Annotated in this window: 22 protein-coding genes; 8 read left to right on the top strand and 14 right to left on the bottom strand. The window is 70.9% G+C overall.

Going from position 1 to position 22,414, the window contains the following annotated elements:
• Window positions 1–72: 72 nt before the first annotated feature.
• The 5 genes from NLX94_RS28310 to galU all read right to left on the bottom strand — a co-directional run bounded on the left by NLX94_RS28310 (window position 73) and on the right by galU (window position 4,158).
• Window positions 73–693, bottom strand: a complete 621-nt coding sequence (locus tag NLX94_RS28310; RefSeq protein ID WP_254385927.1) for a GNAT family N-acetyltransferase — start codon at window positions 691–693, stop codon at window positions 73–75.
• 17 nt (window positions 694–710) lie between these two features.
• Window positions 711–1,235 (bottom strand): MogA/MoaB family molybdenum cofactor biosynthesis protein, encoded by a 525-nt coding sequence (locus NLX94_RS28315; RefSeq protein ID WP_254386086.1) that lies wholly within the window; start codon window positions 1,233–1,235, stop codon window positions 711–713.
• A 65-nt stretch (window positions 1,236–1,300) separates the two neighbouring features.
• The gene (moaC, locus tag NLX94_RS28320) at window positions 1,301–1,804 is read right to left on the bottom strand and encodes a cyclic pyranopterin monophosphate synthase MoaC (protein WP_254385928.1); all 504 of its coding nucleotides are present in this window, start codon (window positions 1,802–1,804) and stop codon (window positions 1,301–1,303) included.
• 73 nt (window positions 1,805–1,877) lie between these two features.
• On the bottom strand, window positions 1,878–3,251 hold the full coding sequence (gene glp, locus NLX94_RS28325; protein ID WP_254385929.1) for a gephyrin-like molybdotransferase Glp: 1,374 nt from the start codon (window positions 3,249–3,251) through the stop codon (window positions 1,878–1,880).
• A gap of 4 nt (window positions 3,252–3,255) precedes the next feature.
• Window positions 3,256–4,158, bottom strand: coding sequence for a UTP--glucose-1-phosphate uridylyltransferase GalU (gene galU / locus NLX94_RS28330; protein ID WP_254385930.1), 903 nt, complete (start codon window positions 4,156–4,158; stop codon window positions 3,256–3,258).
• A gap of 92 nt (window positions 4,159–4,250) precedes the next feature.
• On the opposite strand from galU, the gene NLX94_RS28335 reads away from it, so the two are divergent.
• Window positions 4,251–4,862, top strand: coding sequence for a 5-formyltetrahydrofolate cyclo-ligase (locus NLX94_RS28335; protein ID WP_254385931.1), 612 nt, complete (start codon window positions 4,251–4,253; stop codon window positions 4,860–4,862).
• Window positions 4,863–4,871: 9 nt separating this feature from the next.
• On the opposite strand, the gene NLX94_RS28340 is transcribed toward NLX94_RS28335, so the two are convergent.
• Entirely contained in the window at window positions 4,872–7,727 is a 2,856-nt protein-coding gene (locus tag NLX94_RS28340) for a penicillin acylase family protein (RefSeq protein ID WP_254385932.1), read from the bottom strand.
• 315 nt (window positions 7,728–8,042) lie between these two features.
• On the opposite strand from NLX94_RS28340, the gene NLX94_RS28345 reads away from it, so the two are divergent.
• The 7 genes from NLX94_RS28345 (at window position 8,043) to mscL (ending at window position 14,632) form a co-directional block, all read left to right on the top strand.
• Complete coding sequence (locus tag NLX94_RS28345) at window positions 8,043–9,545, top strand: potassium/proton antiporter (RefSeq protein ID WP_254385933.1); 1,503 nt, start codon at window positions 8,043–8,045, stop codon at window positions 9,543–9,545.
• A gap of 365 nt (window positions 9,546–9,910) precedes the next feature.
• On the top strand, window positions 9,911–11,266 hold the full coding sequence (locus tag NLX94_RS28350) for an MFS transporter (RefSeq protein WP_254385934.1): 1,356 nt from the start codon (window positions 9,911–9,913) through the stop codon (window positions 11,264–11,266).
• A gap of 67 nt (window positions 11,267–11,333) precedes the next feature.
• On the top strand, window positions 11,334–11,654 hold the full coding sequence (locus tag NLX94_RS28355) for an FmdB family zinc ribbon protein (RefSeq protein ID WP_254385935.1): 321 nt from the start codon (window positions 11,334–11,336) through the stop codon (window positions 11,652–11,654).
• Between the two features lie 99 nt (window positions 11,655–11,753).
• On the top strand, window positions 11,754–12,587 hold the full coding sequence (locus NLX94_RS28360) for an S-methyl-5'-thioadenosine phosphorylase (RefSeq protein ID WP_254385936.1): 834 nt from the start codon (window positions 11,754–11,756) through the stop codon (window positions 12,585–12,587).
• 105 nt (window positions 12,588–12,692) lie between these two features.
• Complete coding sequence (locus NLX94_RS28365) at window positions 12,693–13,250, top strand: carboxymuconolactone decarboxylase family protein (RefSeq protein WP_254385937.1); 558 nt, start codon at window positions 12,693–12,695, stop codon at window positions 13,248–13,250.
• A 182-nt stretch (window positions 13,251–13,432) separates the two neighbouring features.
• Window positions 13,433–14,008, top strand: a complete 576-nt coding sequence (locus tag NLX94_RS28370; protein WP_254385938.1) for a hypothetical protein — start codon at window positions 13,433–13,435, stop codon at window positions 14,006–14,008.
• A gap of 120 nt (window positions 14,009–14,128) precedes the next feature.
• A complete protein-coding gene (gene mscL, locus NLX94_RS28375) occupies window positions 14,129–14,632 on the top strand; it encodes a large conductance mechanosensitive channel protein MscL (RefSeq protein WP_254386087.1) in 504 nt (167 codons plus the stop codon).
• A gap of 13 nt (window positions 14,633–14,645) precedes the next feature.
• On the opposite strand, the gene NLX94_RS28380 is transcribed toward mscL, so the two are convergent.
• The 8 genes from NLX94_RS28380 to pflA all read right to left on the bottom strand — a co-directional run bounded on the left by NLX94_RS28380 (window position 14,646) and on the right by pflA (window position 22,342).
• On the bottom strand, window positions 14,646–14,876 hold the full coding sequence (locus tag NLX94_RS28380; RefSeq protein ID WP_254385939.1) for a hypothetical protein: 231 nt from the start codon (window positions 14,874–14,876) through the stop codon (window positions 14,646–14,648).
• Window positions 14,877–14,913: 37 nt separating this feature from the next.
• Window positions 14,914–16,341 (bottom strand): NarK family nitrate/nitrite MFS transporter, encoded by a 1,428-nt coding sequence (locus NLX94_RS28385; protein ID WP_254385940.1) that lies wholly within the window; start codon window positions 16,339–16,341, stop codon window positions 14,914–14,916.
• 2 nt (window positions 16,342–16,343) lie between these two features.
• Window positions 16,344–16,712, bottom strand: coding sequence for a DUF6755 family protein (locus NLX94_RS28390; protein WP_254385941.1), 369 nt, complete (start codon window positions 16,710–16,712; stop codon window positions 16,344–16,346).
• Window positions 16,709–17,383 (bottom strand): ubiquinol-cytochrome c reductase iron-sulfur subunit, encoded by a 675-nt coding sequence (locus NLX94_RS28395; RefSeq protein ID WP_254385942.1) that lies wholly within the window; start codon window positions 17,381–17,383, stop codon window positions 16,709–16,711. Before NLX94_RS28395 ends, NLX94_RS28390 begins: the two co-directional genes overlap by 4 nt.
• The gene (locus tag NLX94_RS28400) at window positions 17,380–17,979 is read right to left on the bottom strand and encodes a 4Fe-4S dicluster domain-containing protein (RefSeq protein ID WP_243335392.1); all 600 of its coding nucleotides are present in this window, start codon (window positions 17,977–17,979) and stop codon (window positions 17,380–17,382) included. Before NLX94_RS28400 ends, NLX94_RS28395 begins: the two co-directional genes overlap by 4 nt.
• A 6-nt stretch (window positions 17,980–17,985) precedes the next feature.
• Window positions 17,986–20,316, bottom strand: a complete 2,331-nt coding sequence (locus NLX94_RS28405) for a molybdopterin oxidoreductase family protein (protein ID WP_254385943.1) — start codon at window positions 20,314–20,316, stop codon at window positions 17,986–17,988.
• Window positions 20,313–21,407, bottom strand: coding sequence for an MFS transporter (locus tag NLX94_RS28410; protein WP_254385944.1), 1,095 nt, complete (start codon window positions 21,405–21,407; stop codon window positions 20,313–20,315). Before NLX94_RS28410 ends, NLX94_RS28405 begins: the two co-directional genes overlap by 4 nt.
• Before the next feature lie 92 nt (window positions 21,408–21,499).
• Window positions 21,500–22,342: a pyruvate formate-lyase-activating protein gene (pflA, locus tag NLX94_RS28415; protein ID WP_254385945.1), complete on the bottom strand. Its 843-nt coding sequence runs from the start codon at window positions 22,340–22,342 to the stop codon at window positions 21,500–21,502.
• Window positions 22,343–22,414 lie beyond the last annotated feature (72 nt).

Below are 22,414 nucleotides of genomic sequence, written 5' to 3' on the forward strand. Positions count from 1 at the left end.
TTTGTGATTCTTCGGATCAGGTTATGGGCGAATCGGTCATTGAGTGAAAGAATTCGAACAGATATCGGATTTCTATTGTCCGGGCGGTGCGGCCGGGCCCTGCGGATGCCGTTCGCGGTGCCAGCGGCGCAGCAGTCCCTCCCGCACCTCCTCCGCCGTCAGCGCGTAGACGAGGTGATCGCGCCAGGCCCCGTCGATGTGCAGGTAGCGCGGGCGCAGTCCCTCCTCGCGGAAGCCGAGCTTCTCCACCACCCGCCGGCTCGGGCCGTTCTCCGGGCGGATGCACACCTCGATCCGGTGCAGCCCGACCTTGCTGAAGCAGTGGTCCACCGCCAGCGCGACCGCCGTCGGCATCACCCCGCGGCCCGCGACCTCCCGGTCCACCCAGTAGCCCACGTGGCCCGCGCACATCGAGCCCCAGGTGATCCCGGCGACCGTCAACTGGCCCACCAGGCGCCCCTGGTACTCGATGACGAACGGCAGCATGCGCCCCGCGTTCGCCTCCGCCCGCAGGTGGCGCACCATCTGGCGGTACGTCGGCCGCTGGATCACCGGCCCCCAGGGCGCGGGCGGCGGGATCGTCGCCTCCCACGGCCGCAGCCAGTCGCGGTTGCGGCGGTTGACCTCGCGCCAGGCGGCCTGGTCCCGCAGCTTTATCGGCCGGAGCGAGACATCGCCGTCCGCCAGCACCACCGGCCAGGAGGGGCCGTTCAGCTCGCGCTCCCCGGTGGTCTGCCCGCGGGGCGGGGATGGTCGCCGCCCCGGATCTGGTCGACGGCGTGCAGCAGCACGCGGGACAGGACCGCGATCCCGTCGCGGACCCCGCCCGTGGAACCGGGCAGGTTCACGATCAGGGTGTGCCCGGCCACGCCCGCCAGGCCCCGGGACAGGGCCGCGGTGGGCACCTTCTCCAGGGACTCGGCGCGGATCGCCTGCGGGATGCCCGGGATCTCGTAGTCCAGGACCCGGGCGGTGGCGTCGGGGGTCCGGTCGGTCGGCGAGATGCCGGTGCCGCCGGTGGTCAGGATGACGTCGTACCCGGCGGCCACGCCTTCGCGCAGGGCCGCCTCCACGGGGTCCCCGTCGGGGACCACGCGCGGGCCGTCCACCGCGAAGCCGAGCGCGCTCAGCCCTTCCGCGAGCACCGGCCCGCCCTTGTCCGCGTACACGCCCTGGGAGGCCCGGTTCGAGGCCGTGACCACCAGCGCGCGCAGCGCGGGCGCCTGCGGCGTCACCGGGGCCGCTGCCGCCGCCTCGGGGGCGTGCGCGTGGCTGTGGACCTCGCCGCCGCGCGGGGCGTTCACGAGCGCGCCCAGTCGCCGGACTTGCCGCCCGTCTTCTCCTCGACCCGGACGTCGGTGATGACCGCGCCCTTGTCGACGGCCTTGACCATGTCGATGACGGTGAGCCCGGCGACCGCGACGGCGGTCAGCGCCTCCATCTCGACGCCCGTACGGTCGGCGGTCTTGACGGTGGCCAGGATCTCGACGGCATCGTCGGTGACCTTGAGGTCCACCTTCACCCCGGAGACGGCCAGCGGGTGGCACAGCGGGATCAGGTCGGGGGTCTTCTTCGCCCCCATGATCCCGGCGATCCGCGCGGTGGCGAGGGCGTCGCCCTTGGGCACGCCCTCGCCCCGCAGCAGTTCGATCACCCGGGGAGAGACGAGCACGCGCCCGCTGGCCCGCGCCGTCCGCGTGGTGACGTCCTTCGCCGAGACGTCGACCATCCGGGCCGCGCCGGCCTCGTCGATGTGCGTCAGCCTGGTGCCGGCGGCGCCGCCGGCGCTGCTCTGCGTACTCATATGTGCGTGCCGCTCCCGTCCGGGCCCCGCAAGGGCCTGTGTGGTGCAACACGCTACCCGCATCCGCCGGACCTCAGCCGAGCAGGACCACTTCCAGCTCGGCCCCCGGCTCCACCGAGGTCACGTCCTCCGGTACGACGATCAGCGAGTCGGCGTGCGCCAGCGCGGCGATCAGGTGCGAGCCCGCTCCGCCGACCGGGCTGACCGTGCCGGACTCCGCGTCGTACTTGCCGCGCAGGAACTGCCGGCGGCCCGCCGGGGAGCCGATGGCCTTGTCGGCCGCGAGCACCGCGCGCACGCTCGGCCGGCTCACCTCGGAGGCGGGCAGGCCCATGAGGGCCCGGATCGCGGGGCGCACGAACAGCTCGAAGGAGACGTAGGAGGAGACCGGGTTGCCGGGCAGGGCCAGCAACGGGGTGTGGTCGGGGCCGATGGTGCCGAATCCCTGGGGCTTGCCGGGCTGCATGGCGAGCTTGCGGAAGTCGATGCCCGCGCCGTCGATGTCGTCACCGTCGCCGTCGGCCCCGCCCCCGGTGGCGACGGACGTCAGGGCTTCCTTGACCACGTCGTAGGCGCCGACGCTGACCCCGCCCGTGGTGACGAGCAGGTCGGCCCGGATGAGCTGGTCCTCGATGGTGGAGCGCAGGGTGTCGGCGTCGTCGGCGACGGCTCCGACCCGGTAGGCGATGGCTCCGGCGTCCCGCGCGGCGGCGGCCAGGGCGAAGCTGTTGGAGTCGTAGATCGTGCCGGCCGCGAGGGCCTCGCCGGGCTGGACCAGTTCGCTGCCGGTGGACAGGACGACCACGCGCGGGCGCGGGCGCACCCGTACGGTGCCCCGCCCGATGGCGGCCAGCAGGGCGATCTGCGGCGGCCCGAGGACCGTGCCCGCGGCGAGCGCGAGGTCCCCGGCCTGTACGTCGCTGCCGCGCGAGCGGACGTGCGCCCGCGCCTCGGCGGCGCGGTGGACCCGCACCTCGCCGGCGGCGCCCTCGGGCGCCTCACTGGCGGGGGTCATCCCGGAGGCGGCGCCGCCGCCCGTGCCGCCGTCGGTCCACTCGACCGGTACGACGGCTTCCGCGCCGGGGGGCAGCGGGGCGCCGGTCATGATGCGGGCGGCCTGGCCGGGGCCGACGGTCGGCAGCTCGCCGCTGCCGGCCGCCACGTCCCCGATGACCGTCAGCACCGCGGGGAACTCCTCGCTGGCACCCTGGACGTCGGCGGTCCGGACGGCGTACCCGTCCATCGAGCTGTTGTCGAAGGGCGGCAGGGCGACGGGCACGGTGACGTCCTCGACGAGGACACATCCCTGGGCGTCCAGCAGCTGGAGCTCGATGGGCTCCAGCGGCCGGACCGTACCGAGGACGTCCGCCAGGTGCTCGTCCACCGACCAGAGGCGCTGGGAGTCGCCGGCCGGCCGAGGATGCTGCGGTGCGTCGGTCTCGCTCAAGGTCCTACATCTCCTCCGTGACGTACTGGTGAAGCCAGGTGCGGAACTCCGGGCCCAGGTCCTCACGCTCGCACGCGAGTCGGACGATGGCCCGCAGGTAGTCCCCGCGGTCCCCGGTGTCGTAGCGGCGGCCCCGGAAGACCACGCCGTGCACCGGGCCGCCGACGGTCTCGTCCGCGGCCAGCTTCTGCAGGGCGTCGGTCAGCTGGATCTCTCCACCGCGGCCCGGCTCGGTCTCCCGCAGTATGCCGAAGATCGCCGGGTCGAGTACGTATCGTCCGATGACCGCGTAATTGCTGGGCGCGTCCGCCGCGTCCGGCTTCTCCACCAGACCGGTGATGCGCACGACGTCCGCCTCGTCGGTGGACTCGACCGCGGCGCAGCCGTAGAGGTGCACCTGGGCGGGGTCCACCTCCATCAGCGCGACGACGGTGCCGCCGGCGCTCTGCTGGACCTCCGCCATGCGGCGCAGCAGCGGATCGCGGGGGTCGATCAGGTCGTCGCCGAGGAGGACGGCGAAGGGTTCGTTGCCGACGTGCGGCTCGGCGCACAGCACGGCATGACCCAGGCCGCGGGGGTCGCCCTGGCGGACGTAGTGCATGGTGGCCAGGTCGCTGGATTCCTGGACCTTCTTGAGCCGGTCGTCGTCGCCCTTGGCGATGAGCGCGGACTCCAGCTCGTAGTTGCGGTCGAAGTGGTCTTCGAGCGCACGCTTATTACGACCCGTGATCATGAGGATGTCGTCCAGGCCGGCCGACACGGCCTCCTCGACGACGTACTGAATGGCGGGCTTGTCCACCACAGGGAGCATTTCCTTGGGTGTCGCCTTGGTCGCGGGAAGGAACCGGGTGCCGAGGCCCGCGGCCGGGATGACCGCTTTTTTGATCACGGGGTGCAACTGAGTCATGAGCCGAACGATAGTCGCTCGCGCTGTGGGCCATGTGTGCTTCAGATGAACATGATCGGGTTTACCACCATAGAAAGGGATACGGGCCAACCGTGACCGAGAACCAGCCTTCGAGGGCCAAGGCGGAGCTGCGCCGGCAACTGCTCGCGGCCCGCCGCGCCTTGTCCGCCGAGACCCTGAGCACGGCGGCCGGCGCCCTCTCCCGCTCCGCCCTGCGGCTGCCCGAACTCAGCTCCGCCCGCACCGTGGCCGCCTACGTCTCCATCGGCTCGGAACCGGGCACCCACGAGCTGCTCGACGCCCTGCGGGCATCCGGGACCCGGGTGCTGCTGCCCGTCCTGCTGCCCGACAACGACCTCGACTGGGCGGCGTACGAAGGACCGGAGAGCCTGGCCGAGGCCGCGCACCCGGGGAAGATGCGGCTCCTGGAGCCCGCCGGTCCCCGCCTCGGCCCGGACGCGGTGACGGGCGCCGACGCCGTCCTGCTGCCCGGACTGGCCGTGGACCGGCGGGGGATGCGGCTCGGGCGGGGCGGAGGCTCGTACGACCGGGTCCTGGAGCGGCTGGAGCGCGCCGGGGTGCATCCCGCGCTGGTCGTGCTGCTCTACGACGACGAGGTGGTCGCGCGGGTCCCGGAGGAACCGCACGACCACCCCGTGCACGCGGTGGCCACCCCGTCGGGGGTGCTCCGCTTCAGCGTGTAGGAACTGCTGTCACGAACCCTCGGGCTGGAGGGTCAGGGTGTCGGCCGCGGCCTTGTCCACGGCTTCCTTCCCGAAGGGCCAGTCCAGCAGTTCGCCCTTGGCCCACAGCGTCGTCTGGTCCGTGTAGTGGTCGTGGTACGCGTGCCCCGAGGCGCCCGTGAGGTTGATCCAGCGGGACTTGTCGAAGTCGGCGAGGTTCACGACCATCCGCATCGACGGCACCCAGGTGACCCCGTACCCGCTGGAGGCGTTCCAGCCGGTCGCGTTGACGGTGGCCTCGCCGCCGCCCAGGTTCCAGGGGCCGCGGTTGAGGAGCCACTGGAGGTAGCCGGGGCCCTCGGTGCCGATCGTCTGGTTCTTCAGCATCAGCTGGTGCAGGCGGCCCCAGCTCCAGGTCGACTGGTCCTTGCCGAGCTTGGCGGTCAGCTCCCAGCGGGCGTCCTTCATGGCCCGCGCGAAGAGCTGGTCGCGGGTGGTGGTGGCGGCGACGGTGCGGCCGACGGCCGGCGACTGCCACCACGCCGAGTTCTCGTCCTTGACCAGGCGGCGGACCACCTCGAACCAGCGGTCCCCGCCGTCCGGCTGCGCCGAGTCGGAGCCGCGCTCACCGCATTCGCGGACCATCTTGGCGAGGTCGTCGGCCGGGCCGGTGGTCTGCTCGGGAACGTTCATGCAGCTGCCCTCGACCCGCAGCTCCTTGGGCATCTTGTCGCCGAAGGCCAGCTTGAGGATGTTGCGCCAGACCGCGTTGAAGTACGCGGCGGCCGCCGAGTCGGGCTCCTGGGTGTAGTTCCAGCCCTCCAGCAGCTTCTGCGCCGCGCGGACGTCCGGGTCCGAGACGTCGATCTTGGCCAGCATCGGGGTCAGCAGCGCGGCGATCTCGCTGCTGTTGTCCATCTGCATGGTGCGCATGTCGTCGGTGGAGATCTTCCCGCTGTCCTTGATCTTCGCCTCGATGAGGTCGTTGATCCGCTGACTGCGGGCGCCGTAGCCCCAGTCGGTGGTCAGCAGGTACGGGTACTTGCCTGCGCCGCTCTCGACGACGGCCTGGTTCGCGGTCACGATGAAGCCGCGGGACGGGTTGAGCTCCCAGGGCATCTCGTCCTGCGGGACGTATCCGGCGGTGCCGTCCTTGCCGCCCTTCCAGGCGTACTTCGAGTCCCAGCCGGGGGTCGGCATCTTGCCGTCGGCGCCGCCGCCCCGGACCGGGATGCGGCCGGGGGCCTGGTAGCCGATGTTGCCCTTGGTGTCGGCGTAGATCAGGTTCTGGGACGGGACCTCGAAGTCGCGGGCCGCCAGGCGGAAGTCGGCGAAGTTCTTGGCCTTGTTGATCTTGAACACGGCGTCCATGGACTTGCCCGGGTCCAGGGCGGTCCAGCGCAGCGAGACCCCGTAGCCGTTGCCGCGGTCGGGGGCGGCGCTGCTCACGGGGGCGCGGGCGCCGACCGTGGCGATCTCGTCGCTGCGGTCCGAGATCAGCGGGCCGTTGTTGGTGGACCGGACCGTGATCTTCTTCTCACCGCCGCCAGCGATCTTGATGACCTCTTCGCGGGTGGCGAAGGGGAGCACCTTGTTGTCGTAGACGTACCCCTCGGGCCTGACCTGCTCCAGGTAGAGGTCGGTGACGTCGGCGCCGAGGTTGGTCATGCCCCAGGCGATGTCGGCGTTGTGGCCGATGACCACGCCCGGCATGCCGGAGAAGGTGTAGCCGGCCACGTCGTACTGGCACGAGGCCGAGACCGCCCGGCAGTGCAGGCCCATCTGGTACCAGACCGAGGGCAGCTGCGGGGAGAGGTGCGGGTCGTTCGCGAGCAGGGGCTTGCCGGTGGTCGTGTACTGGCCGGAGACCACCCAGGAGTTCGAGCCGATGCCGCTGCCGGCGGGGCCGAGGATCGCGGGGATCTGGTCGAGGGTGTCGGCCAGCGCGCCCATCTGCGTGCGCAGGCCCACGGTCGCGCCCTGGGCGGTGGCGTTCCCGGCCAGGCCGGTGACGCCGCCCTGGCCGGTGGTGCCGCCCTGGACGGTGGTGCCGGTGATGCCGCCCTGGCCGGTGATGCCGCCCTGGCCGCCGGAACCCACCGGGCTGCCGCTGCCGGAGCCGGCCGCGGGGGTGTACTTCCCGCCCTTGACGGTGCCGCCCTCGACGATCGGACGGTTCCGGTCGAAGGGGTACGGCGGGTAGAGGTCGTCGATCTGCGCCTGCGAGAGCTTGCCCGTCATCAGCGCGCGGTCGATCTCGTCCTGCATGTTGCCGCGCAGGTCCCAGGCCATCGCCTTGAGCCAGGCCACCGAGTCGACCGGGCTCCACTCCTCGGGCTTGTAGCCGTCGCTGAGCTTGAGGGCGGCGTGCTCGACGGAGAGGTCCTTGCCGGACTTCCCCTTCAGGTACGCGTTGACCCCGTCGGCGTAGGCCTGCAGGTTCTTCTTCGTTTCCGGCGACAGCTTGGAGTCGTACTCCTGCTGCGCGACCTGACGCCAGCCGAGGGTGCGCAGGAAGGCGTCCGTCTCGACCTGGCCGGCGCCGAACATCTCGGAGAGCCGCCCGGAGGTCATGTGGCGGCGTACGTCCATCTCCCAGAACCGGTCCTGCGCGTGCACGAAGCCCTGCGCGCGGAAGAGGTCGGCGTCGGAGTCGGCGTACAGCTGGGGGATTCCGTTGGCGTCGCGCTTGACGTCGACGGTCCCGGTCAGGCCGGGCACCTTGAGGGAGCCGGTGGTCTGCGGGAACGAGGCCCGCACGCTGTCCACGCTCCAGTACGCCCCGTACCCGAGGCCAGCGAAGAGCGCCAGGACCAGGACGAGCACGATCAGACGGGCGCGTCGTCCCTTCTTCTTGACGGAAGGGGCGGTTTCGTTGGCGGGCATCGCTGTCCTTAGAGGGGCAGGGTGGTCCTGGGAGTGCTGGGAGCAACCATAGGCGCAGGACCGGCCCCGTTGATCCGCCAGGGGTCGGGCTCGTGGTCCGGCAGGTGACGACAGGTCATGAGGACAGGGTCACGAAGCCGTTTCACAATGTGGCTAACGAGTAAAGGACGCGTCAAAGATTAGGTAAGGTAACGAAGTACCCACCGTCCCGTGCCCGCACCGGAGCGATCCGTCAGCCCGACATGTGTCGTTCCGTCACCGCCAGGCACATCAAGAAAGGGCCGCCCGCTGACTGTCCACACGCTCAATGAGCTCATGCTGGTCTGCTCGCTCGTGCTGCTCGTCGCCGTGGCGGCGGTGCGCGTCTCCTCGCGCAGCGGACTCCCCAGCCTGCTCATCTACCTCGGCATAGGCGTCGCGATAGGCCAGGACGGCATCGGCAACGTCGTCTTCGACAACGCCGAGCTGACCCAGGTGATCGGCTACGCCGCACTCGTGGTGATCCTCGCCGAGGGTGGTCTGGGCACGAAGTGGAAAGAGATCAAGCCGGCCCTGCCGGCCGCGATCGTGCTGTCGCTGGTCGGCGTCGCCGTCAGCGTGAGCGTGACCGCGGCCGGCGCGCACTACCTGGTCGGACTCGAATGGCGGCAGGCCCTGCTGATCGGTGCGGTCGTCTCCTCGACCGACGCGGCGGCCGTCTTCTCGGTCCTGCGCAAGGTGCCGCTCCCCGCCCGGGTGACGGGCGTACTGGAGGCCGAGTCCGGCTTCAACGACGCCCCCGTCGTCATCCTGGTCGTGGCCTTCGCGACCGTCGGGCCGGTCGACCAGTGGTACGTGCTCATAGGCAAGATCGCGCTGGAACTGGCGATCGGCGTCGCGATCGGCCTGGCCGTCGGCTTCCTGGGCTCCTACGGGCTGCGGCACGTGGCGCTGCCCGCCTCGGGCCTCTACCCGATCGCGGTGATGGCGATCGCGATCACCGCCTACGCGGCCGGCGCGATGGCGCACGGCTCCGGCTTCCTCGCGGTGTACCTGGCGGCGATGGTCCTCGGGAACGCGAAGCTCCCCCACTGGCCCGCCACCCGGGGATTCGCGGACGGGCTCGGCTGGATCGCGCAGATCGGCATGTTCGTCCTGCTCGGCCTGCTGGTCACCCCGCACGAGCTGGTCAACGACTTCTGGCCGGCGGTGATCATCGGGCTGGTGCTGACGATGGTGGCCCGGCCGCTGGAGGTCTTCGTCTCGCTGCTGCCCTTCCGGCTGCCCTGGCAGGAGCAGGCCCTCATGTCCTGGGCCGGCCTGCGCGGGGCCGTGCCCATCATCCTGGCGACCATCCCCATGGTGTCCGGGATCGAGGGCAGCGAGCGGGTATTCAACATCGTCTTCGTCCTGGTCGTCGTCTACACCCTGGTCCAGGGCCCGACCCTGCCCTGGCTCGCGCGCAAGCTGAAGCTGGGCAACAGCGACGAGGCCGCCTCCGACCTGGGGATCGAGTCGGCACCGCTGGAGAAGCTGCGCGGGCACCTGCTGTCCTTCGCGATCCCGCCCGCCTCGCGGATGCACGGCGTCGAGGTGAGCGAGCTGCGGCTGCCGCCGGGGGCCTCCGTGACGCTGGTCGTACGGGACGCGCGCAGCTTCGTACCGGCGCCGTCGACCGTGCTGCGGCGCGGGGACGAGCTGCTGGTGGTCGCCACGGACCCGGTACGGGACGCGGCGGAGGCGCGGCTGCGGGCGGTGGCCCGGGGCGGCAAGCTGGCGGGCTGGCTGGGGACCGGCGGGGACGAGGGGGGCCCTGCAAAGCGCCCCAGGAAGGGTTAGAGCGGCGCTCTAATTCAGCATTTTCGATGGCGGTTGTCCACATTCACCCCCGTTTGAGCGGGGCTCGAATGCGAAGTTCCAGTTAATCGCAGGTGAAGACACGCCCTGTAGCCGTAATCACAGGGCGTACCGGCCGATCTGCCTGTATGATTAAGGAACAACACATCGAACCAACTCTGTCTGACGCAGAGCTGGCGCGACCGCAAAGCGGCCGTGGCACCCTCCCGCAGTGGGCGCCCAGGTATCACTCGGTTTTGCGCAAGAGGACAGCTCTCGGGGCTCCCACATGTACGGGTGCGCTCGCCCACAAGGCGCCGCATCGTCCGCAGACGGGGAGTTCTACCAGGCAGCGGAAAGGCCAGGCCGTGACATCCGCGGTCACGACCGACAAGTCCGCCACGTCCACCCGACCCGGCTACGGGCAGCTCCTGCGCACGCCCGGCGCCCTCGGCTTCGTTCTCCCGGGATTCGCCGCGCGACTCCCCTTCGGCATGCTGACGATCAGCATCCTGCTGCTCGTCCAGCACACCACCGGTTCCTACGGCAGCGCCGGCATCGTCGCCGCCGTCACCGGTATCTCCATGGCCGTGTTCGCTCCCGTCATGGGCAAGCTCATCGACCGTCGCGGCCAGAGCGCCGTCCTGGTCCCGGTGGCCCTCATCCACGCCACCGCCGTCAGCTCCCTGGTGGCGTTCGCGCTGCTGGGTGCGCCCGTCTGGGCGCTCGCACTGGCGGCCGTCCCCGCCGGTGCATCCGTCCCGCAGGTCGGACCCATGGTCCGGTCCCGCTGGGCGGCCAAGCTCGAGGGCTCCCCGCTGCTGCCCACGGCCGCCGCGTTCGAGTCCGTCACCGACGAGTTCACCTTCGTCGTCGGCCCGGTGCTCGCCACCGCGCTGTGCACCGGCATCAACCCGGCCGCCGGTCTGATCACCGAGGCCGCGCTGACCCTGATCGGCGGACTGCTCTTCGCCGCCCAGCGCGCCACGCAGCCGAAGCCCGTCGCCCGTCCGGCGCACGGTGAGAAGCACGCCCCGGCCCTGTCCTTCCACGGCCTGCGCGTCCTGATCGTCGCCTTCATCGGCATCGGCGCCGTCTTCGGCGGCATGCAGGTCTCGCTGGCCGCCTTCTCCGAGGAGATCGGCAACCCGGGCGCCAACGGTCTGCTCTACGGCGTCTTCGCCGCGGGCAACATGATCGCCGGCATCGCCTGCGGCGCGATCGCCTGGAAGATCGGCCCGCGCCGCCGCCTGATCCTCGGCTACATCGGCCTCACCGCGGCCGCCTCGGTCCTGTGGGCCGCGAACTCGATGATCCTGCTCGGTGCGCTCGGCCTGGTCGTCGGTCTGTGCATCGCCCCGGCGCTGATCACCGGCTACACCATGATCGAGCAGCTGGTCCCGGCCGCCTCGCGGACCGAGGCCTTCACCTGGCTCACCGGAGGCGTGGCCTTCGGTCAGGCCGGCGCCGTGACCCTGGCCGGCCGTCTGACGGACGCACACGGGTCCTCGTACGGGTTCCTCGTGCCGATGGTGGCCACCGCCCTCGCTCTGGCCATCCTGCTGGTGCTGCGTGCGAAGCTGGCCCCGAAGGCCCCGAGCCGGATCGTCAGCTCGTCCAAGCCGGCTGCCGCCCAGGCCGCCGCCCCTGCCGCCTCGAAGGCACCCGCCGCGGGTGTGAACGAGCGTGGTCTGGGTCACCGCGTGCCGGTGACGGTGGACTGATCCGCCGGAATACGTCACCATGGAGCGTCGTTAGCACTCATTGAGTGAGAGTGCCAGGAGGAAATTCGTGCCGACCTACCAGTACCAGTGCACCGAGTGCGGTGAGGGCCTTGAGGCCGTGCAGAAGTTCACCGATGACGCGCTGACCGTGTGCCCGAGCTGTGACGGACGCCTGAAGAAGGTGTTCTCCGCGGTCGGCATCGTCTTCAAGGGCTCCGGTTTCTACCGGAACGACAGCCGCGGCGCTTCGTCGAGCAGCACCCCTGCCTCGAAGCCCGCGTCGTCGACGCCGGCCGCCGCCACCCCGGCTGCGTCCTCGTCCTCGTCCTCGACGGCTTCGTCCTCGACCTCGACCTCCTCGTCGTCGTCGAGCTCGTCGGCCGCCTGACGCGCTCCAAGGCGCCATCAGCTCCATACGCTCGGCCCGAGGCCCTGCCGTCCCCCGCGGGACGGCGGGGCCTTCGGCGTGCCCCGTTAGGGTGGCTGCATGGCGAATGCAGAGATCGGTGTCATCGGCGGATCGGGCTTCTACTCCTTCCTGGAGGACGTCTCCGAGATCCAGGTGGAGACGCCTTACGGGCCCCCCAGCGACTCCCTCTACCTCGGCGAGCTCGCCGGCCGGACCGTGGCCTTCCTGCCCCGGCACGGCCGCAGCCACACCGTGCCCCCGCACAAGATCAACTACCGGGCCAACCTGTGGGCCCTGCGCTCCGTGGGCGTCCGCCAGGTGCTGGGCCCCTGCGCGGTCGGCGGCCTGCGCCCCGAGTACGGCCCGGGCACCCTGCTCGTCCCCGACCAGCTGGTCGACCGTACGAAGTCCCGCGCCCAGACCTTCTTCGACGGGGAGCCGCTGCCCGACGGATCGGTCCCGAACGTCGTGCACACCACCTTCGCCGACCCGTACTGCCCGGTGGGCCGCTCGGTGGCGCTGGCGGCGGCGCGCGGGCGGGAGTGGGAGCCGGTGGACGGCGGCACCATGGTCGTCATCGAGGGGCCGCGCTTCTCCACGCGCGCCGAGTCCCGCTGGCACGCCGCGGCCGGCTGGTCGGTGGTCGGCATGACGGGCCACCCCGAGGCCGTCCTCGCGCGCGAGCTGGGGCTCTGCTACACCTCGATGGCGCTGGTCACGGACCTGGATGCGGGCGCGGAGACGGGTGAAGGGGTCTCCCACACCGAGGTCCTCAAGGTCTTCGGCGAGAACGTCGGCCGCCTGCGCGAGGTCCTCTTCGACGCGGTGGCCGCCCTGCCCCCGACCGAATCCCGCGCCTGCCTGTGCACCCACGCCCACGACGGCTGGGACCTGGGCATCGAGCTGCCGTAGAAGAAATTTCCGCGGCGGTGTCACGTTTCGCGGGGCCCGCTGGTCTCAGCTGGTGAAGGCCGGGCGAAGGGCGCCCGGCCGGACCCGGCCCAGGAGGCAACCGCCATGGCACGCATCTCGCTCACCCCGCCCCGCACCCTCCTCAACCGCTTCGGCGCCTGGTACTCGCGCCGCACCTACGGCCAGGTGCTGGACCCGGGCCTGGCCTACGGGCACAACGCGCGCGTGCTGTTCACCTACGTGCGCCTCGAACAGCGGGCGGCGAAGTGGAACGCCCTGGACGAGGGCCTGAAGCACCTCGCGGTGATGGCCGCCGCCGCGCGCATGAACTGCTCGTGGTGCATGGACTTCGGCTACTGGGAGGGCCAGGAGAAGGGCATCGCCCCGGAGAAGGCCGGGAAGGTGCCGGTGTGGCGCGAGGCCCGGGAGGCCTTCACCGAGCTGGAACTGCTGGTCATGGAGTACGCCGAGGCCATGACCGAGACAGAGCCGGCCGTCACGGACGAGCTCGCCGCCGCCCTGATCTCCCGCCTCGGCGAGCCCGCCTTCGTCGAACTCACCGCCATGATCGCCCTGGAGAACATGCGCTCGCGCGTCAACAGCGCCTTCGGCCTGACCAGCCAGGGCTTCAAGGAGTCCTGCGAGATCCCGTCGGGGCGCTGAGCCCGGATCACGGGCCCGACGGGTGCACGGCTTCTGCCCGTAGCCCGTGCGGGTGGCGGGGATGTCCACAGGCTGGGGATCGTGCACAGGCTCGAGCGGGATCCGGTGGGGCGGCGGATCGTGTGGGGTGTCCGGGCGGTGGGTCCGGGCATCGGATCTCGCTCCGTCTGGTGGTGGCCGTCATGACCGCGCAGTCCCGCGTCCCTTCCTCCTCCTCTTCCTCCTCGCCCCACGTGCACTCCCCCGTGCCCGCCTCCCCCGTCCCCCGGCCCCCTTCTTCCGCTACGTGTCCCCCCGCGCGCCCGGTTCCGCCCTTCGCCCCGCTCCGTGTGGGCCGGGCCGGGGACCGGCTGCGCAGGGCCGTACGGCGCCGGCGACGCGGGGCCGCGGCCGGGCTGGCCGTCGTGGCGGCCGTGCTGGCGGTGGGCGGCACCGAGGCGCGGGCCTCGCGGGGTTCCGCACCGCCCGCGGCGCAGCCCCCTCCGGCGGCGGTACGGCTGGTGTCGGCCCCGGTGCGCATCGCGGACGCGGCGACGGTGCGGCTACTGCGGCCCGGGGACCGGGTGGACGTGGTCGCCGCGGAGCGCGGCGGGCCGCCCCGGGTGGTGGCGGCGGGGGCCCGGGTCACCCAAGTGCCCCCTGCGGAGCAGGGAGTCGGGGACGGCGGGGCCCTGGTGGTGCTGTCCGTTCCCCGGGACACCGCGCGGGCCCTCGTGGGCGCGGGAACCGTGTCCCGACTGGCGGTGACATTGTGTTGAATCGCACGAACGAGCGATCAAGTCGCCTTGAGGGGGGAGTCGATTGGACACCCCGGGCCCAAACTGCCGTAGCTTTCGGAACCGTTGGCTCCATGTTCGGCAGATACGAAGAAAGGCTCACTGGTGAGCGAGAAGAAGAAGGAGAGCATCCTGGCGGGCTTCAAGGCCTTCCTGATGCGCGGCAACGTGGTGGACCTGGCGGTCGCCGTGGTCATCGGTGCCGCGTTCACGAACATCGTGAACTCCGTGGTGAAGGGCATCATCGGCCCGCTGGTGGGTGCCATCGGGACGAAGAACCTGGACGTCTACTCCTCGTGCCTGAAGGACCCTTGCGGCATCGGCGCGAACGGCGAGCCGACCGGCGTCAACATCATGTGGGGCTCGGTGCTGAACGCGGCGCTCAGCTTCCTGATCACCGCCGCGGTCGTCTACTTCCTGATGGTCCTGCCGATGGCGAAGTACCTCGCCAAGGTGGAGCAGCGCCGCAAGGCGAAGGAAGGCGTCCAGGAGACCATGGAGATCACCGAGCTGGTGGTCCTCAAGGAGATCCGCGACGAGCTGATCGCCCAGCGCGGCGCGGGTGGCGGGAACGCCCACTCCGGCGCTCCGGGCCCCCGGCTCTAGGCGGGTCCCGCGGTCAGACGTGGTGCGGGGGCTTCTCGTCGAGGAAGCGGGCCAGATCGGCCGCGCTTCCGCCGGCGGGGGGCCGCTCGCCCCAGCCCCGGTCGGTGTCGTCCGAGGACTGCTGGTCGAGCGGGTCGCCGAAGTCCAGCCGCGGCTTCGGCCGGGGCTTCGGCTCGGGCTGGGCCGACTGGGACTTCGGCTGGGGCTTCGGGGCCTGCGGGTCGGTGGCGGGGGCGTCGCTCATGCCTCCAGGGTACGGCCGCCCCCGCCACCGGCCCCGCTCAGCTGGGAGCCTCGGCGCCCTTGCGGGCGTAGAACCAGTAGCACACCACCAGGCACGTGGCGTAGAAGCCGATGAAGATCCACAGTGCGTTGGTGACGGCCATGGCCGCGAACATCGCGGGGATGAAGAAGAAGCCGTAGGCGGCGATGGCCGAGGAGAAGCCGGTGACGGCTCCCGACTCCATCTCGGACTGCTTCAGCGCCGCGGCCTGCGCCTCCGGTCCCTTGCCCTCGGCCTCCTTCATGTGGTGGTCCCGGAAGATCACCGGGATCTGCCGGAAGGTCGAGCCGTTGCCCAGGCCGGAGAAGGCGAAGGCCACCAGGAAGCCGATGTAGAAGGGCCAGAAGTTGCCCTCCTGGCTTCCGTGCGGCAGCGCGAAGATCACCACGACCAGCGCCGCCGCCATGCCGATGAAGGACAGGATGGTGACCCTGGCTCCGCCGATCTTGTCCGAGAGCCAGCCGCCGCCCCAGCGCGTGAGGGCCCCGATGAACGGGCCGATCCAGGCGTAGGTGGTGGCCTGGTAGCCCTGCCCCTCGAAGTTGTTCTTGATCAGCAGCGGCAGGGCGGCCGCGAAGCCGATGAAGGAGCCGAAGGTGCCGACGTAGAGCCAGGTCATCAGCCAGTTGTGCTTGCGCTTGAAGATGATCTTCTGCTGGCTGAAGGGGGCCGCGGCCACCTTGAGGTCGTTCATCAGGAACCAGGCGGCGAGCGCCATGATGACCAGCAGCGGCACCCACAGGAAGGCGCCGTTCTGCAGCCAGACGTCGGTGTTCTTCTTCGCGTCGTGTTGCGGTCCGCCCGCCGGGGCGCCCAGGACGGCCGCGGTGACCACCAGCGGGGCGACCAGCTGGACCACGCTCACGCCGAGGTTGCCGAGGCCGCCGTTGAGGCCGTTGGCACTGCCCTTCTCCCGCTTCGGGAAGAAGAAGCCGATGTTCGCCATCGAGGAGGCGAAGTTGGCGCCGCCGATGCCGCAGACGGCCGCGATCAGCGCCAGCTCCCAGTAGGGAGTGCCGGTGTCCTGGAGGGCGAAGCCCAGCCACAGCATCGGTGCGATCAGGATGATCGTGCTGAAGGCGGTGAACTTCCGCTCCCCGAACATCGGCCCGATGAAGGTGTAGAGGATGCGGAACGTGCCGCCGGTGATGCCGGGGATGGCGGTCAGCCAGAACAGCTGCGACTTCGAGAAGCCGAAGCCGACGTCGTTCAGCCTGACCACGGTCACCGACCAGACCTGCCAGACCACGAAGCCGAGCATCAGGGCCGGGATCGAGACCCACAGGTTGCGCTGGGCGACCCGGTGGCCGGTGGACTGCCAGAAGCCCTCGTCCTCGGGCCGCCAGTCGGCGATGGTGGCCCCGGGCTTGTAGCTCTCGGCGCGGTGGCTGCGGGGCGCCGGCGGAGTCGGCGTGGGAATCGACATGGTCATCGGTCCTTCGGGTCGAGGAGCCACAGTCCGATCACGACGAGGAAGGACAGGATCAGGAATCCCGCGCCCCACCAGGCCGTGCCGGTGTTTCCCTTCATCCACTCGTTGACGGTCACGGTGAGCGCCCAGAGCTGGCCGATCACGACCGTGAGGGCCAGGGCCAGGCGCGCGTTCAGGCGTGAGGAGCGCTCGGGCTCCTGCTCGGTGCCGGCTCCCGGACCGGGGCCCGTGTGCCGGATCCGGGGGTCCCCGTACCCGCTGGTGGAGCGGATCTGCGGGTACCGTTCGCGCACCGGGCGGTTGAGCCGCGGCTCGGCACTGCCCGGGTGGTACTCCGGTCGGGGCGGCAGCGGTGTCTCGCTCATGTGGGCCTCCTCTCGGTGGTGCCCGCCCGGGCCGCGCCCGGGCAGCCCAGACGGGCGGACTCCACCGGGTGGGAGTCGCCGAACTGCCGGCACAGCGCGTCCTTGGCGGGCTCTCCCGACCGGGCGGTGGCGACGGCCCAGACGCTGCCGTCGGCCTGCTCGGTCAGGTAGATCCTCGGCAGCGGTCGCGGCGGCGGACCGGCCGTCACCTCGCCGGTGCGGGCGTCGAAGACACCCTCGTGGCACGGGCAGTACAGCTCCCCGTCGGGGCCCCGGTCCTCGCGCCACAGCACCCCGCAGGCCAGGTGGGTGCAGACGGCGGAGTAGCCCACGAGGGAGCCGTCCCCGAGGCGCACGGCCAGGGCCCGGTCGTCCTCGCCGGGGAAGCGGAAGGCCACGGACTGGCCGGGCGGCAGCAGGTCGGCCACCTTCTTCGGGTCGGGCAGGCCCTCGTTGTCCCCGTGCCGGTGCAGGATGCCCGCGGCGACGCCCACACCACCGATGGCGAGTCCCCCGGAGACGGTGGCGACGATCCGCAGGTAGTCGCGGCGGGTGGTGAGGGAGTCGGCGCTGATCCGGTCGCGCAGCTGCGCGACGGCCGCGTCGGCGGCCGCTCCGCCGTCGTCCGGTCCCGGGCCCGGGTGTGGAGGGGGCTGTTCGGTGACGCTCATCGCACGTCCCTTCCGTTGATCTCGACGACGGGCAGACCGCCGGGGACGGGCCACTGGACCTTGTCGGCGGGGACGACCATGGCCACGCCGGTCTGGACGACGACGTCGCCGAAGACGAAGGAGTCGGCCACCTGGACCCCGGGGCGCTCCGCCTGGAGCTCTTCGAGGGTTCCGTAGAAGAGGGCGCCCGTCGGGCAGACGGTCGCGCACATGGGGGCGAGGCCGTAGGCGGTGCGGTCGTAGCAGAGGTTGCACTTCATCTGCAGCTTGGCCTGGAGGTCGATCTTCGGGATGCCGAAGGGGCAGGCGTTGACGCAGTTGGAGCAGCCGATGCAGCGGGTGGTGTCGGCCTGCTGGACCACCCCGTCGGCGGTCACCAGGATCGCGTCGGCGGGACAGACCTCGGCGCAGGGCGCGACCGGGTCCTCGCAGTGCATGCAGACGCTCGGAAGGGAGGCGACGGACATGCCGGGTTCGGTGTAGTCCAGGTGGATCATCGATTTGCCCCGGTGCGAATCGCACTCGCGGCAGGCCGAGACGCACGCCTGGCAGCCGATGCAGCGACCCGGGTCGATGAAGATGGTGCGGCCCATCATGGCGGGTCAGCTCCTCTCCGCCGTGCCACGGCCCTGCGGGGACGTGGGGGGCAGGGGGTCGGTGCGCGAGACCTGGGTCTCCGGATAGGCCTCGCGGCCCGGCGGGGTGGGAGGCGCCGGCACCTCGTCGACCTTCTCGGCGGCCTCGATCCGGGCGGCGCAGACCTTGTACTCGGGGATCTTCGAGCGGGGGTCGAGGGCGTCGATGGTCAGGGCGTTCGCGGCCGTCGGGACGGGCCAGTGGTACGGGATGAAGACGGTGTCGGGCCGGATCGCCTCGGTGACCAGGGCCGGGAACACCTCGCTGCCGCGCCGGGTGACCACCCGCACCGGGTCTCCGTTGCGGAAGCCGAGCGAGGGGTGGACCTCCACCCAGGGGCGGGGGGTCTGCTCGACGAGGGCGCCCAGGCGGCGGGTCTGGTTGCCGGAGAGGAAGTGCGCGACGGTACGGCCCGTGGTGAGGGAGAGCGGGTACTCCTCGGTGTAGGGGTCCATGGGCGGATGCCATTCCACGACCTGCATGTGGATCTTGCCGTCGGGGTGGTAGGTCCGGCCGTCCTCGAACAGCCGGGGGGTGCCCGGGTGCTCGGTGGAGGGGCAGGGCCAGGCGATCCCGCCCGTCTCGTCGAGGCGGTCGTAGGTGATGCCGTAGTAGTCGTTGACCGTGCCGGCGGAGGCGACGCGCAGCTCCTCGAACACCTCGCGGGAGCCGGGGAAGTCGAAGTGCTTCCCGGCGCCGAGCCGTCGGGCGAGCTCACAGATGACCCAGGTGTCGGTGCGCACCCCGGCGGGGGGTTCCTGGGCCTTGTTGTGCTTGACCACGCGGGCCTCGGCGTTGGCCATCACGCCCTCGTCCTCGGCCCAGGTGGTGACGGGGAAGACCACGTGGGCGTTGGCCGCGGTCTCGGAGAGGAAGAAGTCGAACTGGGCGTGGAACTCGGCGGTGTCGTAGCCGTCCTTGACCACCGCGTAGTTGGGGAGGGAGACGAAGGGGTTGTTGCAGATGCCGATGAGCCCGCGGATCTCCTTCCGCTGCATCTGCCAGACCATCTCCATCATGGAGGTGCCGGCGCCGGGGAGTTCGGACTCCTCGATGCCCCAGATCTGGCAGATCTGCTTGCGGTGCTCCGGGTTGCTGATGGAGCGGCCGCCGGGCAGCAGGTCGGACTTCTGGCCGTGCTCGCGGCCGCCCTGGCCGTTGCCCTGCCCGGTGATGGTGCCGTAGCCGGCTCCGGGCTTGCCGATGTGTCCGGTGGCCACGCAGAGGTTGATGACGGACAGGCAGTTCTCGACGCCCTGGGAGTGGTGCTCGATGCCGCGGGCGTGCCAGGCCATGGCCTTGTCCGCGCCGGCGAAGACGCGGGCCACCTGGACGATCTGCGAGGCCGGCACCCCGCAGATCTCCGCGGACCGGGACGGCGGGTACTCGGCGACGGTCTTCTTGACCTCCTCCCAGCCGGTGGTGTTCGCGGCGATGTAGGCCTCGTCGGTGAGGCCCTCGGCGATGACCACGTTCAGGACGGCGTTGAAGAAGGCGGAGTCGGTGCCGGGCTTGATCGCGACGTGGATGTCGGCGGTGCGGGCGATGGCCGTCTCGCGCGGGTCGATCACGATCAGGGAGGCGCCGCGGTCCCGGGCGCCCCACAGGTACTGGGTCATCACGGGGAAGCACTCCCCCACGTTCGACCCGGCGATGAGCAGGCAGTCGGTGAGGAGGATGTCGGAGAAGGGGTTGCCGGCCCGGTCGATGCCGAAGGCCAGCTTGTTGGCCCCGGCGGCGCTGACCATGCACAGGCGGCCGTTGTAGTCCACGTGCTTGGTCTTCAGGGCGACGCGGGCGAACTTGCCGACCAGATAGGTCTTCTCGGAGAACAGGCTGGCTCCGCCGAGCAGCCCGAAGGCGTCGTTGCCGTGGGCCTCCTGGATGCGCCGGACCTCGGAGACGGTGAAGTCGAGGGCCTCCTCCCAGGAGCACTCCCTGAACTCCTCGTCCCGGGAGCGGCGCATGAGCGGGGCGGTCAGCCGGTCGGGGTGGTTGACCTGTTGGTAGGCGTTGATGCCCTTGGGGCAGAGCCGCATCCGGTTGATGTCGTGGTTGCGGGGCTCGACGCCGAAGACCTTGCCGCCCTTGTCCACGCGCAGGTACATCCCGCACTGCACACCGCAGAAGCAGCAGTGCGTGGGGACCAGGGTCTCGCCGTTCTGGTCGGCGTGCCACTGGTCGGCGGGGATGCCTCCGGCGTCGCGGAAGTTGCGGGTGCCGGGCGGTGCGATGGAGGGGTCGATGGAGACGCGTACGGGCCGGGACGCGGCCTTGGCGGGGTCGGTCGCGGTCACTTGAAGCCCTTCTTGACGTGGGTCAGGTAGGCGTTGCCGCGCAGGACCCGCTTGCAGCGCGGGCAGTACTCGACGAAGGCGTTGAAGTCGAGCTTCAGGTCCTGCATGGTGCCGCGCAGGTTCTCCACGTAGGGCGTGGTGTCGATGGGCTCCCCGCAGCGCTTGCAGGCGAAGACCTGTTCGTCCTGGCGGGCCGTGTACTTGAAGAGCTGCATGCCGACGGCGGCCGGGCGCTGGACGATGTGGAAGAACTTCCCGAACGGGATGTAGATGAGGGTGAACACCACCGACACCATGTGCAGGATCGCGAGGAACTCGTACCCGCCGCCGTGCAGGAAGATCGAGGAGAAGGTCAGCAGCAGGCCGGTCACCGAGATCACGATCAGGCAGATCAGCGGGAGCAGGTCGTAGGCGAAGCGCTGGCCGGTCATCGCGCCGCGGTCCTTCATCCGCCGGTACAGGAAGTACGAGGCGCCGGGGATGACGAGGACGGCGGCGATGTCCAGGCCGTGGAACATCAGCCAGCCCAGGACGCTGAGGGCGTCGAAGCCGAGCACCTTGAAGCCCCAGACCCGCATGTCGTAGCCGGGGCCCGCGCCGCTGTCCGCGGTGAAGGTGAACCAGCCCCAGGTCAGCGGGAAGGTGATGGCCGCGGCCAGGAGGCAGCCCCAGAACATCAGCTGGTGGGCGATCCAGCGGGAGCGGGAGCGCGCGCCGAGGAACTTCTGGAAGCCGAGGTAGGTGGCGATCATCTTCGGCAGGGCGGTGGGTGCCTTGCGGAAGTTCTCGGCCGAGAAGAAGCTGCCGAAGCCCTTCTTGAACAGGCGGCGCGCGCCGGGGGCCGAGACCCACACCGTGTACCGGTAGGCCACGCCGAACGCCAGGAAGACGGTGGCGACGGCGTAGGGCAGGAGGGCGGAGTCGAAGTCCCGCAGCAGCCTGCTGCCGAGCACGATCGCGAGGATGAGGAGGAGCGAGACGACGGTGCCGGCCAGGGTGGCTCGTGCGGTGACGGACCGCCCGGCCGGCGGCGGGGTCTCGGGCGCCGGTGGGGGCGGCGCGGCATCGATGACATCTGAGGGCTCGGACACAGCACCACGCTAGGTGGTCTGTACCGATTCAGCCCGTTATGTAGAGCTTACAGGTCCGCCATTCGGGTGATGGCCTGAACAAGCCCGGCCTCTCAGACCGCGTTCAGCCCCTGCGCGGCGAAGACGGCCTTCGCCTCGGCGACCTGCGCGGCGGTCGGCGAGGGGGTGTCGTGGAGGGTGAACTTCATGTCGAGCGCCTCCCACTTGCTCTCGCCGAGCTTGTGGAAGGGCAGGACGTCGACCCGCGAGATGTTGTCGAGGCCGCCGGCGAAGGCGGCGACGCCCTCGATGTTCTCCCGGGCGTCGGTCAGGCCCGGCACCAGCACGAACCGCAGGTGCACCTCCTTGCCGAGGTCGGCGAGGCGGCGGGCGAACTCCAGGGTCGGCTCCAGCGGGCGGCCGGTCACCTTCTTGTACGTCTCGCGGTCCCAGGACTTGATGTCGAGCAGCACCAGGTCCACATCGCGCAGCAGCGCGTCGGTGGCGCGGGCCCCGAGGAAGCCGGAGGTGTCCAGCGCGGTGTGCAGCCCGAGGTCGTTCTTCATCCGGTGCAGCAGTTCGCCCGCGAAGACGGGCTGGAGCAGCGGCTCGCCGCCGGAGATGGTGGCGCCGCCCCCGGAGGCGGAGATGAACTTGGTGTACTTGCGGGCCTCGGCGATGACGTCGTCGGCCGAGGTGCGCTTGCCGTTGCGCATCCGCATGGTGTCGGGGTTGTGGCAGTACAGGCAGGTCAGCGGGCAGCCGGACAGGAAGGTCACGAACCGGGTCCCGGGGCCGTCGACCCCGGTGGACAGGTCCCAGGAGTGCACCGTGCCCTCGCTCGGCCGCTGCGTCGCGGCGGCGGCGGGCGTCTGGCCGGCGCTGACCTGGCCGGGGCCCACGCTGATCTCGTTGGCGTGGCCGACGGGAAGGCTCGTACCGAAGAGGACGGTCATGGCAGGTGCTCCAGCTTCCAGATTCCGTGGACTGATCTGGTGACGCGCGGTCCCGGGGCCGGGCGAGGGCCG

The organism is Streptomyces sp. TBY4 (assembly GCF_024213195.1).
In the GTDB taxonomy this organism is placed as follows: Bacteria; Actinomycetota; Actinomycetes; order Streptomycetales; family Streptomycetaceae; genus Streptomyces.

Coding starts and splice junctions, on each gene's coding strand:
- moaC (WP_254385928.1), bottom strand. CDS start 1,804: ATGAGTACGCAGAGCAGCGCCGGCGGCGCCGCCGGCACCAGGCTGACG.
- galU (WP_254385930.1), bottom strand. CDS start 4,158: ATGACTCAGTTGCACCCCGTGATCAAAAAAGCGGTCATCCCGGCCGCG.
- NLX94_RS28340 (WP_254385932.1), bottom strand. CDS start 7,727: ATGCCCGCCAACGAAACCGCCCCTTCCGTCAAGAAGAAGGGACGACGC.
- NLX94_RS28345 (WP_254385933.1), top strand. CDS start 8,043: ATGCTGGTCTGCTCGCTCGTGCTGCTCGTCGCCGTGGCGGCGGTGCGC.
- NLX94_RS28360 (WP_254385936.1), top strand. CDS start 11,754: ATGGCGAATGCAGAGATCGGTGTCATCGGCGGATCGGGCTTCTACTCC.
- NLX94_RS28365 (WP_254385937.1), top strand. CDS start 12,693: ATGGCACGCATCTCGCTCACCCCGCCCCGCACCCTCCTCAACCGCTTC.
- NLX94_RS28370 (WP_254385938.1), top strand. CDS start 13,433: ATGACCGCGCAGTCCCGCGTCCCTTCCTCCTCCTCTTCCTCCTCGCCC.
- NLX94_RS28380 (WP_254385939.1), bottom strand. CDS start 14,876: ATGAGCGACGCCCCCGCCACCGACCCGCAGGCCCCGAAGCCCCAGCCG.
- NLX94_RS28385 (WP_254385940.1), bottom strand. CDS start 16,341: ATGTCGATTCCCACGCCGACTCCGCCGGCGCCCCGCAGCCACCGCGCC.
- NLX94_RS28390 (WP_254385941.1), bottom strand. CDS start 16,712: ATGAGCGAGACACCGCTGCCGCCCCGACCGGAGTACCACCCGGGCAGT.
- NLX94_RS28395 (WP_254385942.1), bottom strand. CDS start 17,383: ATGAGCGTCACCGAACAGCCCCCTCCACACCCGGGCCCGGGACCGGAC.
- NLX94_RS28400 (WP_243335392.1), bottom strand. CDS start 17,979: ATGATGGGCCGCACCATCTTCATCGACCCGGGTCGCTGCATCGGCTGC.
- pflA (WP_254385945.1), bottom strand. CDS start 22,342: ATGACCGTCCTCTTCGGTACGAGCCTTCCCGTCGGCCACGCCAACGAG.